This window comes from Pseudomonas sp. BCA17 (assembly GCF_004519405.1).
Classification (GTDB): Bacteria; Pseudomonadota; Gammaproteobacteria; order Pseudomonadales; family Pseudomonadaceae; genus Aquipseudomonas.
The window spans coordinates 121,846-135,973 of record NZ_SGWI01000006.1; the positions used below are offsets into that span (position 1 = coordinate 121,846).

The 14,128-nt window shown below is 60.8% G+C and carries 14 protein-coding genes and 1 pseudogene; 11 read left to right on the forward strand and 4 right to left on the reverse strand.

Annotated elements, in window-relative coordinates:
• Positions 1-35 precede the first annotated feature (35 nt).
• The 8 genes from EXW71_RS21330 (at position 36) to EXW71_RS21365 (ending at position 7,828) form a co-directional block, all read left to right on the forward strand.
• On the forward strand, positions 36-962 hold the full coding sequence (locus tag EXW71_RS21330) for a carbohydrate ABC transporter permease (protein ID WP_123718834.1): 927 nt from the start codon (positions 36-38) through the stop codon (positions 960-962).
• 10 nt (positions 963-972) lie between these two features.
• Positions 973-1,803 (forward strand): carbohydrate ABC transporter permease, encoded by an 831-nt coding sequence (locus EXW71_RS21335; protein ID WP_123718833.1) that lies wholly within the window; start codon positions 973-975, stop codon positions 1,801-1,803.
• A 37-nt stretch (positions 1,804-1,840) separates the two neighbouring features.
• Positions 1,841-2,944 carry an ABC transporter ATP-binding protein gene (locus EXW71_RS21340; protein ID WP_134660785.1) on the forward strand — a complete coding sequence of 368 codons (1,104 nt, stop codon included), beginning with the start codon at positions 1,841-1,843 and terminating at the stop codon, positions 2,942-2,944.
• Positions 2,945-2,960: 16 nt separating this feature from the next.
• Positions 2,961-4,442, forward strand: a complete 1,482-nt coding sequence (locus EXW71_RS21345) for a mannitol dehydrogenase family protein (protein ID WP_134660786.1) — start codon at positions 2,961-2,963, stop codon at positions 4,440-4,442.
• A 119-nt stretch (positions 4,443-4,561) separates the two neighbouring features.
• A complete protein-coding gene (gene xylB / locus EXW71_RS21350) occupies positions 4,562-6,043 on the forward strand; it encodes a xylulokinase (protein ID WP_134660787.1) in 1,482 nt (493 codons plus the stop codon).
• A 12-nt stretch (positions 6,044-6,055) separates the two neighbouring features.
• Positions 6,056-6,994: a carbohydrate kinase gene (locus EXW71_RS21355; RefSeq protein ID WP_123718831.1), complete on the forward strand. Its 939-nt coding sequence runs from the start codon at positions 6,056-6,058 to the stop codon at positions 6,992-6,994.
• An 87-nt stretch (positions 6,995-7,081) separates the two neighbouring features.
• Positions 7,082-7,351 carry a DUF2790 domain-containing protein gene (locus EXW71_RS21360; RefSeq protein WP_123718830.1) on the forward strand — a complete coding sequence of 90 codons (270 nt, stop codon included), beginning with the start codon at positions 7,082-7,084 and terminating at the stop codon, positions 7,349-7,351.
• 78 nt (positions 7,352-7,429) lie between these two features.
• On the forward strand, positions 7,430-7,828 hold the full coding sequence (locus EXW71_RS21365; RefSeq protein ID WP_123718829.1) for a hypothetical protein: 399 nt from the start codon (positions 7,430-7,432) through the stop codon (positions 7,826-7,828).
• On the opposite strand, the gene EXW71_RS21370 is transcribed toward EXW71_RS21365, so the two are convergent.
• The gene (locus tag EXW71_RS21370; protein WP_123718828.1) at positions 7,825-8,094 is read right to left on the reverse strand and encodes a DUF1652 domain-containing protein; all 270 of its coding nucleotides are present in this window, start codon (positions 8,092-8,094) and stop codon (positions 7,825-7,827) included. The two genes, EXW71_RS21365 and EXW71_RS21370, sit on opposite strands and share 4 nt — an antisense overlap.
• A 231-nt stretch (positions 8,095-8,325) precedes the next feature.
• Positions 8,326-9,366 carry a threonine ammonia-lyase, biosynthetic gene (gene ilvA, locus EXW71_RS21375; RefSeq protein WP_134660788.1) on the reverse strand — a complete coding sequence of 347 codons (1,041 nt, stop codon included), beginning with the start codon at positions 9,364-9,366 and terminating at the stop codon, positions 8,326-8,328.
• A 273-nt stretch (positions 9,367-9,639) separates the two neighbouring features.
• On the opposite strand from ilvA, the gene EXW71_RS21380 reads away from it, so the two are divergent.
• Positions 9,640-9,840 carry a ParD-like family protein gene (locus EXW71_RS21380; protein ID WP_123718826.1) on the forward strand — a complete coding sequence of 67 codons (201 nt, stop codon included), beginning with the start codon at positions 9,640-9,642 and terminating at the stop codon, positions 9,838-9,840.
• On the forward strand, positions 9,840-10,595 hold the full coding sequence (gene map, locus EXW71_RS21385; protein WP_134660789.1) for a type I methionyl aminopeptidase: 756 nt from the start codon (positions 9,840-9,842) through the stop codon (positions 10,593-10,595). Before EXW71_RS21380 ends, map begins: the two co-directional genes overlap by 1 nt.
• A gap of 66 nt (positions 10,596-10,661) precedes the next feature.
• On the opposite strand, the gene EXW71_RS21390 is transcribed toward map, so the two are convergent.
• Positions 10,662-12,248: a RimK family protein gene (locus tag EXW71_RS21390; protein WP_123718824.1), complete on the reverse strand. Its 1,587-nt coding sequence runs from the start codon at positions 12,246-12,248 to the stop codon at positions 10,662-10,664.
• 94 nt (positions 12,249-12,342) lie between these two features.
• Between EXW71_RS21390 and EXW71_RS21395 the strand changes: the two are divergent.
• Positions 12,343-12,792: pseudogene (locus EXW71_RS21395) on the forward strand (GNAT family N-acetyltransferase); the annotation flags it as partial.
• Here EXW71_RS21395 and sfnG read toward each other — a convergent pair.
• The gene (sfnG, locus tag EXW71_RS21400) at positions 12,788-13,873 is read right to left on the reverse strand and encodes a dimethylsulfone monooxygenase SfnG (protein ID WP_123718822.1); all 1,086 of its coding nucleotides are present in this window, start codon (positions 13,871-13,873) and stop codon (positions 12,788-12,790) included. The pseudogene EXW71_RS21395 and the gene sfnG overlap by 5 nt on opposite strands.
• Positions 13,874-14,128: the final 255 nt, after the last annotated feature.

Genomic DNA, 14,128 nt, shown 5'->3' on the forward strand with positions numbered 1-14,128 from the left:
GTTTGCGCACCTGCCTCTAATCGGTCTTGATCACCATGAATACGTCCCCCGCCCAAGTGCAAACAACTGCCCCGGCCACGCCGCGCAAAAACCGCCTGGCCAACCCCGGCTGGTTCCTCGTCACGCCCTCGGTCGCCATGCTGCTGGTATGGATGATCGTGCCGCTGGGCATGACCCTGTACTTTTCGCTGATCCGCTACAACCTGCTCTACCCCGGCGAAAACCAGTTCGTGGGGCTGGAGAACTTCACCTACTTCATCACCGACTCGGGCTTCCTGCCCGGCGCCACCAATACCCTGCTGCTGGTGGGCAGCGTGCTGCTGATCAGCGTGGTGTTCGGCGTGCTGATCAGTGCCCTGCTGGAAGCCAGTGAGTTCTTCGGTCGCGGCATCGTGCGAGTGATGTTGATCTCGCCCTTCTTCATCATGCCCACCGTCGGCGCGCTGATCTGGAAGAACCTGATTTTCCACCCGGTGTCGGGGATTCTCGCGGCCGTGTGGAAACTGTTCGGTGCCGAGCCGGTGGACTGGCTGGCGCACTACCCGTTGCTGTCGATCATCATCATCGTGTCGTGGCAATGGCTGCCCTTCGCCATTTTGCTGTTGATGACCGCCATGCAGTCCCTCGACCAGGAACAAAAGGAAGCGGCACGCCTGGACGGCGCCGGCGCCATTGCGATTTTCTGGCACCTGACCCTGCCCCACCTGGCGCGCCCGATTGCCGTGGTGGTGATGATCGAAACCATCTTCCTGCTCTCGGTGTTCGCCGAAATCTTCACCACCACCAACGGTGGCCCGGGCTATGCGTCCACCAACCTCGCCTACCTGATCTACAACCAGGCGCTGGTGCAGTTCGACGTGGGCATGGCCTCGGCCGGCGGCTTGATTGCCGTGGTCATCGCCAATATCGCGGCGATCATCCTGGTGCGGATGATCGGCAAAAACCTGACTGACAAGCCTTGAGGGCCGCGCCATGACGCTTCAACAATCCCGCCGCCTGCAAAGTCTGTTGCTCGGCACGCTGGCCTGGGCCATCGCGATCCTGATTTTCTTCCCGATCTTCTGGATGGTGCTGACCAGCTTCAAGACTGAAATCGATGCATTCGCCACGCCGCCGCAGTTCATTTTCACGCCGACGCTGGAGAACTACCTGCACATCAACGAGCGCAGCAATTACTTTGCGTACGCCTGGAACTCCGTGGTGATTTCATTCAGCGCCACCGCCCTGTGCCTGCTGATCTCGGTGCCGGCCGCCTACTCCATGGCGTTCTACGAAACCCAGCGCACCAAAGGTACGCTGCTGTGGATGCTGTCCACCAAGATGCTGCCGCCCGTGGGCGTATTGATGCCGATCTACCTGTTGGCCAAGAGCTTTGGCCTGTTGGATACGCGCATTGCGCTGATCATCATCTACACCCTGATCAACCTGCCGATCGTGGTCTGGATGGTTTACACCTACTTCAAGGACATCCCCAGGGACATCCTCGAAGCCGCCCGCCTGGATGGCGCCACCCTGTGGCAGGAAATGGTCCGGGTGCTGCTGCCGATCGCCAAGGGCGGCCTGGCCTCTACCGTGTTGCTGTCGCTGATCCTGTGCTGGAACGAGGCGTTCTGGTCGCTGAACCTGACCTCGTCCAACGCCGCACCGCTGACCGCACTGATCGCCTCTTACTCCAGCCCCGAAGGTTTGTTCTGGGCCAAGTTGTCGGCCGTGTCGACACTGGCCTGTGCGCCGATCCTGATCTTTGGCTGGATCAGCCAGAAACAGCTGGTGCGCGGTTTGTCCTTCGGCGCCGTGAAATAACGGCTTCCTGATAAAAATTTGCATACGGAGGCCCATCATGGCCAACCTGAAAATCAAAAACCTGCAAAAAGGCTTCGAAGGCTTCTCCATCATCAAGGGCGTCGACCTTGAGGTGAACGACAAGGAATTCGTGGTGTTCGTCGGCCCATCGGGCTGCGGTAAATCGACCCTGCTGCGCCTGATCGCCGGCCTGGAAGAAGTGAGCGAAGGCACCATCGAACTGGACGGCCGCGACATCACCGAAGTGACCCCAGCCAAGCGTGACCTGGCGATGGTGTTCCAGACCTATGCGCTGTACCCGCACATGAGCGTGCGCAAGAACATGTCGTTTGCCCTGGACTTGGCCGGTGTCGACAAGAAGCTGGTGGAAAGCAAGGTCAGCGAGGCGGCACGTATCCTCGAACTGGGGCCGCTGCTGGAGCGCAAGCCCAAGCAGCTGTCCGGCGGCCAGCGCCAGCGCGTGGCGATTGGCCGGGCGATCGTGCGCAACCCGAAGATCTTCCTGTTCGACGAGCCACTGTCCAACCTTGACGCCGCCCTGCGCGTGCAGATGCGCCTGGAGCTGGCACGCCTGCACAAGGAACTGCAAGCGACCATGATCTACGTGACCCACGACCAGGTGGAAGCCATGACCCTGGCCGACAAGGTGGTGGTGCTCAACAGTGGCCGCATCGAGCAGGTGGGTTCGCCCCTGGAGCTGTATCACTATCCGGCCAATCTGTTTGTGGCGGGCTTCCTCGGCACACCGAAAATGGGCTTCCTCAAGGGCCAGGTCACGCGCATCGACAGCCAAGGCTGCGATGTGCAACTGGACGCAGGCACCTTGATCAATCTGCCACAGAGCGGCGCCAGCTTGAGCGTGGGCAGTGTCGTGACCCTGGGCATTCGCCCGGAGCACCTGGAAATAGCCTCACCCGGCCAAACCACGTTGACCGTCACGGCCGACGTCGGCGAACGCCTGGGCAGCGACACCTTCTGCCATGTCGTGACCGCCAGCGGCGAGCCCTTGACCCTGCGGATTCGCGGCGACATGGCCAGCCAGTACGGCGAAACGCTGCACCTGCACCTGGACCCGGCGCACTGCCATCTGTTCGACACCGACGGTGTAGCCGTGGCCCGCCCACTGCGCGCTGCCGCCTGATTTCGCGAGACTTGTGATGAAACTGAATAAACAGAACCTCACTCAACTGCCGCCGCAGGTGAAACTGCCGGCCTATGCCATTGCCAGCACGACCCAAGGCATCGCCCATATCGGCGTCGGCGGTTTCCATCGCGCGCATCAGGCGTATTACACCGATGCACTGATGAATACCGGCGAAGGCCTGGATTGGAGCATCTGCGGTGTCGGCCTGCGCAGCGAGGACCGCAGGGCCCGCGACGACCTGGCCGGCCAGGACTACCTGTTCACCCTGTATGAACTGGGCGACACCGACGACACCGAAGTGCGCGTGATCGGTTCGATCAGCGACATGCTGCTGGCCGAAGATGGCGCCCAGGCGCTGATCGACAAACTGGCCAGCCCCGAGATTCGCATCGTCTCGCTGACCATCACCGAGGGCGGCTACTGCATTGACGACAGCAACGGCGAGTTCATGGCCCATCTGCCGCAGATCCAGCATGACCTGGCGCACCCTGGCGCACCGAAAACCGTGTTCGGTTTCATCTGCGCGGCATTGACCCAACGCCGCGCGGCGGGCATTCCTGCTTTTACTGTAATGTCCTGCGATAACCTGCCGCACAACGGCGCGGTCACCCGCAAGGCGCTGCTGGCATTTGCCGCCCTGCACAACGCCGAGTTGCACGACTGGATCAAGGCCCACGTAAGCTTTCCCAACGCCATGGTCGACCGCATCACGCCGATGACCAGCACCGCGCACCGCCTGCAACTGCATGACGAGCACGGTATCGACGATGCCTGGCCGGTGGTGTGCGAACCCTTTGTGCAGTGGGTATTGGAAGACAAATTCGTCAACGGTCGCCCGGCGTGGGAGAAGGTCGGCGTGCAGTTCACCGACGACGTGACGCCCTATGAAGAAATGAAGATCGGCCTGCTCAACGGCAGCCACCTGGCGCTGACCTACCTGGGTTTTCTCAAGGGCTACCGGTTTGTGCACGAAACCATGAACGACCCGGTATTTGTGGCCTATATGCGCGCCTACATGGACCTGGACGTCACGCCGAACCTGGCGCCGGTGCCGGGCATCAACCTGACCGACTACAAGCAGACCCTGGTGGACCGCTTTTCCAACCAGGCGATTGCCGACCAGTTGGAGAGAGTGTGTTCCGACGGCTCGTCGAAGTTTCCCAAGTTCACCGTGCCGACCATCAACCGCCTGATTGCCGATGGCCGCGAGACTGAACGCGCGGCGCTGGTGGTGGCGGCCTGGGCGCTTTACCTCAAGGGCGTGGACGAGAATGGCGTGAGCTACACGATCCCCGACCCGCGTGCAGCGTTTTGCCAGGGCCTGGTGAGTGATGACGGGCTGATCAGCAAGCGCCTGTTGGCGGTAGAGGAGATTTTCGGCACGGCTATTCCCAACTCGCCTGAGTTTGTGGCAGCGTTCGAGCGGTGTTTTGTGAGCTTGCGCGACAAGGGCGTCACAGAGACCCTGAAGCAACTTTTGAAGAAACCCGATTAAACAGGTAGGCGCGGAGCTTGCCCGCGAAAATCGCCGACGGTCATGCAGCGCTATCAGCGCGACTCGCATCGCCGGTTGGTTTTTCGCGGGCAAGCTCGCGCCTACAGGAGCAAATCCTCATGACCCAGCAACACCTGTTTCTCGGCATCGACTGCGGCACCCAGGGTACCAAGGCCATCGTCCTTGACGCGTCCAGCGGCCAGGTACTGGGCCTGGGCGCCGCCGCGCACACTTTGATCAGCGGCGCCAATGGCCGCCGCGAACAGCACACCCAGGAATGGCTGGACGCCTTTACCGAAGCGACCCACCGCGCCCTGCAACAAGCCGGTGTGGATGGTCAGGACATCCTTGGCATCGGTGTGTCCGGCCAACAACACGGCCTGGTATTGCTCGATGACCAGGGCCAGGTGCTGCGCCCCGCCAAGCTGTGGTGCGACACTGAAACCGCGCCGGAGAACGACCGTCTGCTGCACCACCTGGGCGGTGAAAGCGGTTCGCTGGAGCGCCTGGGCGTCGCCATCGCACCGGGCTACACCGTGTCAAAACTGCTCTGGACCCGCGAGCAGCACCCGGACGTCTTCGCGCGCATCGCGCATATCCTGCTGCCCCACGACTACCTCAACTACTGGCTCACCGGGCGGGCCGTCGCCGAGTATGGCGATGCGTCGGGCACCGGCTACTTCAACGTGCGCAGCCGCGAGTGGGATGTGGCACTGCTCAAGCACATCGACCCGAGCGGTCGCCTGGAACACGCCCTGCCGCAACTGATCGAGGCCGATCAAAACGTCGGCACCATCCTGCCCGCCATCGCCGAACGCCTGGGCATCAACCCCAATGCCATCGTCTCCAGCGGTGGCGGCGACAACATGATGGGCGCCATCGGCACCGGCAATATCGCCGCCGGGGTGATCACCATGAGCCTGGGTTCATCGGGCACCATTTATGCGTATGCCGATCAGCCCAACGTCAGCCCCCAGGCCGCTGTCGCCACGTTCTGCTCATCCAGCGGTGGCTGGCTGCCGTTGATCTGCACCATGAACCTGACCAACGCCACCGGTGTGGTTCGCGAGTTGTTCGACCTCGATCTGGCGGCGTTCAACAGCCTGGTAGCGCAAGCGCCGATAGGCGCCGACGGCATCAGCATGCTGCCGTTCCTCAACGGCGAACGCGTGCCCGCCCTACCCCACGCCACCGGCAGCCTGCATGGCTTGACCATGACCAACCTGACCCGCGCCAACCTGTGCCGCGCCGTGGTCGAAGGCACCACCTTCGGCCTGCGCTACGGGCTGGACCTGCTGCGCCAGACCGGCCTGCAAAGCCAAAGTATCCGTTTGATCGGCGGCGGCTCGAAAAGCCCGGTGTGGCGGCAGATGGTCGCCGATATCATGAACACCGAAGTGATCTGCACCGAACAAAGCGAAGCCGCGGCCCTGGGCGCGGCGATCCAGGCGGCGTGGAGCCAGTCCGGCGAATCCCTGGCCAGCCTGTGCGACAAATGCGTGAGCGTCGACCCGGCCAGCCGTACCCTGCCGGTGGCGGCGAGCGTCAGCGCCTATCAACAGGCTTACGAGCGCTATCAGCAGCTCGTGGCAACCCTTTAAGAGCGAACGACTATGTATCTGGTGTGTGGTGAAGCGCTGTTCGACTTTTTCAGCGAGGAAGATGCCGGCGGGCAGGCTTCCAAGGTCAACTACAAGGCGATTGCCGGCGGTTCGCCGTTCAACGTCGCGGTGGGGTTGCGCCGCCTGGGCATCGAGGCCGGCTTGTTCGGTGGTTTGTCCAGCGATTTCCTCGGCCGCCGTTTGTTGCAGGTGCTCAAGGATGAAGGGGTCAGCGAGCAGTTCCTGGTGGAGTTCGCCGCGCCGACCACCTTGTCGATGGTCGCCGTGGGCGCCAATGGTTCGCCCCAGTACAACTTCCGCGGTGAAGGCTGCGCCGACCGCCTGCTGGAAATCGCCCACCTCCCCGAGCTGGGCGCTGACATTCGCGGCCTGCATATCGGCTCGTTCTCCCTGGTGGTGCAGCCGATTGGCGACACCCTGCTGAACCTGGTCAAGCGTGAAAGCGGCAAGCGCCTGATCAGCCTCGACCCCAACGTGCGACTCAACCCGCAGCCGGATATCCAACTGTGGCGCGACCGCGTGGCGGAACTGGTCAAGCATGCCGACCTGATCAAAGTCAGCGACGAGGACCTGCATCTGCTCTACCCCGACCAGTCGCCGGAAAGCGTGCTGCAAGGCTGGCTGCAACACCGTTGCCAGTTGGTGTTCCTCACCCGTGGCGGCGATGGCGCCAGCGTCTTCAGCCGCCGGCATGGCAACTGGTCGCAACCGGCGGTCAAGGTGGTAATGGCCGATACGGTGGGTGCCGGCGATACCTTCCAGGCCGCGCTGATTGCCTGGCTGACCGAGCAGCAACTGGATTCAGTCGAGGGCCTGCAACAGCTCACGCGTGCACAGATCGATGCCATGCTCGGCTTTGCCATTCGCGCCGCCGCGCTGACCTGCGGCAAGACCGGGCCTGACCTGCCGTACCGCCACCAGCTTGGATGAAGGTTTTGTCAGCCTGGCAAAAATTAATCGATGGTTAATCCCGCAGGTCGAGAGTGAAGTTGTACCCACTCTTTGCGGAGAACCACCATGAAACTGCGCACTTTGATGCTCGGCGCCACCCTTGCGCTGGCGGCTGTGTCAGGCCTGGCTCAGGCCGATGATCAAGCCGCCGCCGTCAAACCCGTGCCTTACCACTACGGCCTGCCGATGAACATCGACAAGGTCCTGGCCATGAATGAACCACGGACCGACGAATGCAAAGTTATCAAGGCGGATATCAAGTTTCTGGACAAGGCGGGCAAGGTCGAAGACGTGAGCTATCGCAAAATGTCCGAAGCCTGCGACTTCCAGAACTGAGGCGTTGAAACTACGAGGCCAGGCCCGCACAAATAGGAGTAATCTTGCGGGCTTGTCATAAGGCCGAAAGGATTCGCCATGCTGTTGAATTTCCGCACCCTCGCCACCTTCACCGCCCTGCTCTGCTTTGCCCTGGCGCTCGTCTGGGGCCTGCGCCCCGACCTGCTGCTGGGGTTATGGAGCGTCGAATACTCCAGTGCCACCGGGCTGGTGTCGCGCCGCAATGCCGCGCTGTTTCTGGGCATCGGCGTGATGTTCTACCGGGCCCGCCGTGCGCCCCCTTCTGACACGCGTAGCGCCCTGATCACCGGGTTCATCACCGGGTGCTTTGTGCTGGCGGTATTGGGGTTCAGTGAGTGGATCAATGGCAATGCGGGGCCAGGCATCCTGCTGGCGGTGGCAACAGAAACCGTATTGGGCCTGGCGTTCATCCAGGCCCACAGGTCTTCGGTGCCTTACTCTCAAGCGTCCAACTAGTAGAAGCCGCGCCCTCCCGCTCGTTGCAGGACGGGTGCATGGGTGTGCTTGAGGTCTTCGCGCAACCCGGTGATCAGGTTGCAAATGGCTCGACTGCTGTCGAGTTTGTCCGCGTTGATACCTTTGACTTCCAAATCCACCCGGTCGCGATCACGGTCGTCAAAGACCCTGATCGTCAACGAAGCATCTTCGGCTTTGGTGCACTCGCACCGTTTAGGCAGGAAACTTCCTTCAATAATGCTGCGAAGTTCTAATTCCGAAAGCATGACCAACCTCTCCTTTTATTTATGAGACTGCCAACTGCTGGTGGTGTGTCTGGCAGGCGTATCTCCTGCCACGTCTTGCCGACCCTGGAAGACGCTTACCTGTACCAGCCTACGCGGCAAACTCAACATGCGTTGTAACCATTCCTCATAAGCGCGCTACGGATTTATATAACTTGAAGTATCGGTTCTGAGCGTCGGGCTAATCGTCTTCGAAATGCTGTGATTAAACGTTTAACTCAGGCCTTTGTGTAAAACGACGTCTTGCGCCGCGACTCTTTCAGCAACATGTCGCAAACTATCAAAGTTGATGTTAGCCCCGGAATTAACCGCCACCAGGCTTTGACCGCGCACAGAACGTTGCTCGACATAACGCCGCAGGCCTGCCACTGCCAACGCGCCGGAAGGTTCGGTGATGGAGCGGGTATCGTCGTAGATCAGCTTGATGGCGCTGCACAGTTCATCGTTGCTCACCGTGATGACTTCATCCACCCAATGGCGGCAGATCTCAAACCCATACGCGCCGATCTGCGCCACGGCCGTGCCATCGGCAAACCCATCGACCGTGGGCAGCACCACCCGCTCGCCCGCGCGCAGTGCGGCCAACAGGCAACTGGAGCCTTCGGGCTCGACGCCGATGATACGTACGTCGGGCCGCAGGTATTTCACGTACGCCGCGATGCCGGCGATCAAACCACCGCCGCCCACCGGCACGAAGATCGCGTCCAACGGCCCCTGTTGCTGACGCAAGATTTCCATGGCGACCGTGCCTTGGCCCGCAATCACATCCGGGTCATCAAAGGGCGACACGAATGTGCAGCCCGATGCCTCGGCCAGTTGCAGCGCGTGGGCCAGGGCAAACGGGAAACTCTCCCCATGCAGCACCGCCTCGGCGCCGCGGGAGCGTACCCCCAGCACCTTCAACTGCGGCGTAGTGCACGGCATGACAATGCGCGCCTGGAGCCCCAGCTCTCGCGCCGCCAGCGCCACACCCTGCGCATGGTTCCCCGCCGACGCCGTCACCACCCCGCGTGCTTTCTGTTCGGCCGTCAGTTGCACCAGCTTGTTGTAGGCACCCCGGATCTTGAAGGAAAACGTCGGTTGCAAGTCTTCCCGCTTGAGCAGCACCTGGTTGCCCAGCAACGCCGACAGCGCTGGCGCCGGTTGCAACGGCGTGCACACCGCCAGGTCATAGACCGGCGCGGCGAGGATCTTTTTCACGTAGTGCTCAAGCAGTCCCGTGTCGGCGGATCGGGCGGCGCGGTGGGTACTCATGGGTGTCTCCTGGTGGGGGGTGCGGAGCCCAGGAGTCGGAAAAACAAAACCCGCCTCCAGGGCGGGTTTGGGTACAGCCGTGCGCTATCCCGCCAAATGAGGAATGGCGGTAATAATGCTTGGCTGGCTGCGAAAGGCTTGAAATGTCATGTGACGAAACTAACCGCCAGCCCGCGACCAAGTCAATGGCCAAGCGCCATTTGGTGCCCGGGGGTTTACGATGGATATACGAAACGTATACGCTTTGTATATTCCTACCGCACAGTGAACACCATGGGCATCGTCAAGATCACCGACCAACTGCACGAACAACTGCGCCTGGCCAGCGCCGCGATGGATCGGTCCATCAACGCCCAGGCCGAATTCTGGATCAAGATCGGCCTGCTCGCCGAGCTCAATCCCAACCTGCCTTACAACGAGCTGATCAACAAACTGCTGCTGGACAAGCCCGATCTGGTCCGAGGGCGCGCTTGATGATCAAGACTCCCGCACAACTGGCCGTCATGCGTGAATCCGGGCGCCTGCTGGCCCAGGTCTTCACCATGCTCGATGGATTCGTCGCCGCCGGCCGCTCTACCCTGGAGCTGGACGCTGCCGTTGAAGCCTTCATTCGCAACGACCTCAACGCCCGTCCCGCCAGCCTGGGCCAATACGACTATCCCTTTTCCATCAACACCTCACTCAATGAGGTGGTGTGCCATGGCATGCCCAGCGCCAAGGAGATCCTCAAGGACGGTGACATCATCAACATCGACATCACCCTGGAAAAAGGCGGCTTCATCGCCGACTCCAGCAAGATGTACATGATCGGCACCGTCGCCCCCAAAGCCCGACGCCTGGTCGAGATGACATTCGAAGCCATGTGGGCCGGCATCCGTCAGGTCAAGCCCGGCGCTCGCCTGGGCGACATCGGCCATGCCATCCAGAGCCACGCGCAAGCCAACGGCTACAGCGTGGTGCGCGAGTATTGCGGCCACGGTATCGGCCGGCAGATGCATGAAGAACCGCAGATCCTGCACTTCGGCCGCCCCGGCACCGGACTGGAACTGCGTGAAGGCATGGTGTTTACCATCGAACCGATGCTCAACCAGGGCAGCGCGAAGGTGCGCAACCTGAAAGACGGCTGGACGGTGGTGACCAAGGACAACAGCCTGTCGGCGCAGTGGGAACATACCGTGGCGGTAACGGCGGATGGGTTTGAGGTATTGACGTTGCAGCCTGACGGTTGAGGGGCTGGGCGCTTCGATTGCGCCCCTTCCACCTGTTTGACGGGGGATCGATACTAAACACTGCCGTTACCAGACCTGCCCCTGACGCTTCAACTCCAGGCGCCGCACGAATTCCTCCAGCACCAGGCCATAGAGGTCGTCCTGCAAATAGGCATCCTCGATGCCTGCATCCAGATTGGGGTTGTCGTTGACCTCGATCACCACCACCTTGTCGCCGGACTGTTTGAGGTCGACGCCATAGAGGCCATCACCGATCAGGTTGGCGGTTTTCACAGCCAGGTCCACCACCGCCTTGGGCGCTTCGTGAACCGCCAGGGTGCGACACTCGCCGTTGATGTCCTGGCCGATGGCCTTGTGGTTGTAGATCTGCCAATGGCCCTTGGACATGAAGTATTGGCAGGCAAAGATCGGCTTGCGGTTGAGTACGCCGATGCGCCAGTCGTACTCGGTGTAGAAGAACTCCTGGGCCAGTAATAGCACCGAATGCTCGAATAACTGGGCGGTGGCCTTGAGCAATGCCTCCTGGCTTTCCACCTTGATCACGCCCCGTGAGAAGCAGCCGTCGGGAATTTTCAGCACCAGCGGGAAGCCCAGGCGTTCGCCGACCCGCTCGAAATCCTGCGGTCGTTCCTTGTAGAGAATTTCGGTGGCGGGCATGCCCAATTGATGACTCTTGAGCAGGTCGGTAAGGTAGACCTTATTGGTGCAGCGCAGGATCGATGCCGGGTCGTCCATTACCACAAGCCCCTCGCTCTCGGCCTTTTTGGCGAAGCGATAAGTGTGGTTGTCGACACTGGTGGTCTCGCGAATCAACAGGGCGTCGTATTCGGCCAGGCGCGAATAGTCTTTACGCTCGATGAGTTCCACATCAATCCCCAGGCCCTTGCCGACCCGCACGAAATTATCCAAAGCGCGGGCGTTGGACGGTGGCAGTTGCTCCTGGGGATCGTGGAGGATGGCCAAGTCATAGCGCGCAACGCGACGTGAGCGCGGTTGGCGCCAGATCTTGCGGCTGTAGTTGTCGAGGGCGTGGGCGAACTGGTCTTCCTGGTCATCGCGCAATTTATGCAATACGCCGGACTTGACCCCTTCGATATGCCAACCGTTATTCTTGCGAAATTCAACTAACAGGATCGGACAGGGAAACGCTTCAAACAACTGCCGGGCCAATTCCTGCAAGGCTTCTATATGGGTTCGGCCAAAGTAAAGCGTCAGGGTAAAGCCTTCGGTACTGCTGTAAAGATGATGACTCAAGGCTTTATCGAGGGTTTTATCCAAGTTGTCCAGGGACAAGCCATACAACGACTTCCTGGTCAGTTCACTGATGGTGCGCACCGATGGAATCACCTTGTGCCCACGCGCCTCCGCCAGCAGCGAGCAGTAGTAACCGTGCCCCAGGTACTTGTAGCCGCGGCACAGATTGATGACCTGCACGCGCTTGCCCGTCTCGCTTTCGCGGGTTTGCTCCAGGTATTCCTGAGCGGTGACGATATCTTCGCTGGGAAAGTAGGAGGCCCAATCTTCCTTGCGCTCGACAATGATTACAACTTGGCTTGGGCGTCTGGGCGAGGTCGAAAAATAACCGTTGGAAGTTATTGTCGCCGCGACGCTTTGCTCGGATACTTCACGCCAATGACTTTGTACCGCCGACATAATAATTGATCCGCTTTAGAGAACTCGACCTTTTCTATTAAGCATGATCTTTTAGAGAAGTCCCGTTTCGTTACGCAACTTTTACGGCGGTCATATGACTCTTTCTTTTCGCGTTGCAACCCCTGCTGACGTACCCGGATTGATGGCACTGGAACAACACTGCTTCACCACCGACCGGCTTTCGTCACGCAGTTTCCAATGGATGATCAACCGCGCGCATGGGCGGTTGTGGGTTGCGGAACGTGACGGGCAATTGCTCGGTTATGCGCTGCTGTTGTTCCGGCATGGCAGCGCCCTGGCGCGCCTGTATTCCATCGCCGTCGCCCAGGCTGCGCGCGGCGGCGGCCTGGGCTTGCAATTGCTGGCACGCATGGAGGACTGCGCGCTGGAGCATGGCTGCACCGCCCTTCGCCTGGAAGTACGCACCGACAACCCCGTTGCCCTCACCTTGTATGAGCGCAATGGTTATCGGCGCTTCGCCCTCATTGATGACTACTACGCGGACCACACCGCCGCCCTGCGCCTGGAAAAGCCATTGCTCAGGCCACCTGTTTGACGCCAGCCTTGGCCTCCAGCTCGCGTACCAGCGGTAAGACGCGCTTGCCGAAGTACTCGACCTCCTCCTGGAAGTGCAGGAAACCGGCCAGCACCAGGTCCACGCCCACGGCCTTGAGCGCAACAATGCGCTCGGCGATTTGCTGTGGCGTGCCGATCAGGTTGGTCTTGAAGCCGTCGTTGTACTGCACCAGGTCTTCAAAGCTGGACTTGGCCCAGTTGCCCTCGCCCTCCGGTGACGCTTTGCCTGCCTGTCTGGCGGCGTCGCCAAAAGCATGCACCGCTTGCGAATCGGCTTTGTCGATAATCTCCGCCAGCACGGCGTGGGCTTCTTCTTCGGTATCGCGGGCGATCACAAAAGCATTCACGCCGATTTTCACCGAATGATTATTCGCGGCGGCCTTGGCGCGAATGTCATCGACCTGGGCCTTGATGCCTTCCGGGGTATTGCCGTTGGTGAAGTACCAGTCCGACACTCGCGCCGCCATGTCCCGAGCGGCGCGCGAACTGCCACCCTGAAACACTTCCGGCTGGCCGAGGGGCTTGGGTTTGAGGGTGTAGTTGTTGAAACGGTAGAAGTCGCCCTTGAAGGTGAAGTCGTCCTGGCTCCAGATGCCTTTGAGGGCGCGGATAAACTCCTCGGAACGGCGGTAGCGCTCATCGTGCTCCAGCCAGTGCTCGCCAATGGCCTGGAACTCTCCCTTGAACCAACCGCTGACGATATTCACCGCAATACGGCCGTTGGTGAGCTGATCGATGGTCGCCAATTGCTTGGCCGCCAACGCCGGTTGCCAAGGACCGGGCAGGATCGCGGCGATCACCTTGAGCCGGGTAGTGGCCGCCAACAGGGCATGGCTGAACGCCACGGATTCGTGCTGGTTTTCCGCACCATACCCGGCCGTAAAACGAATTTGCGTAAGGCCGTACTCAAAGCCGGCCGCCTCCGCCAACTGCGCCAGTTTGCGGTTGTAGTCGATTCCCCAGTGGGTGCGTTGTTCGATCTTGCTGACCACCAGCCCACCGCTGACGTTGGGCACCCAATAGGCAAATTTCACGGCTTGCTGACTCATCTGGCTGTACCTCACACAAGGGGATGTAGGAGTGCTTGAGCAGCAAACATGCCAGGCCGAGGCAAAGGCCCGTGCTACAAGCGTTGCGACGCATAATCCGCGGACGGAGCGCCAGGTTGCGGATGGGATGGAACCCGTCGTTTTGTCGATCCGCTGTTGCTGGAGCAACAGTGAACCGCAGCCATTACCCCGCAAACACTGGCCCGGAGGCCCGGCACGGACTGTGCAATCCCCCTGGCACCTGATCACTGCCAA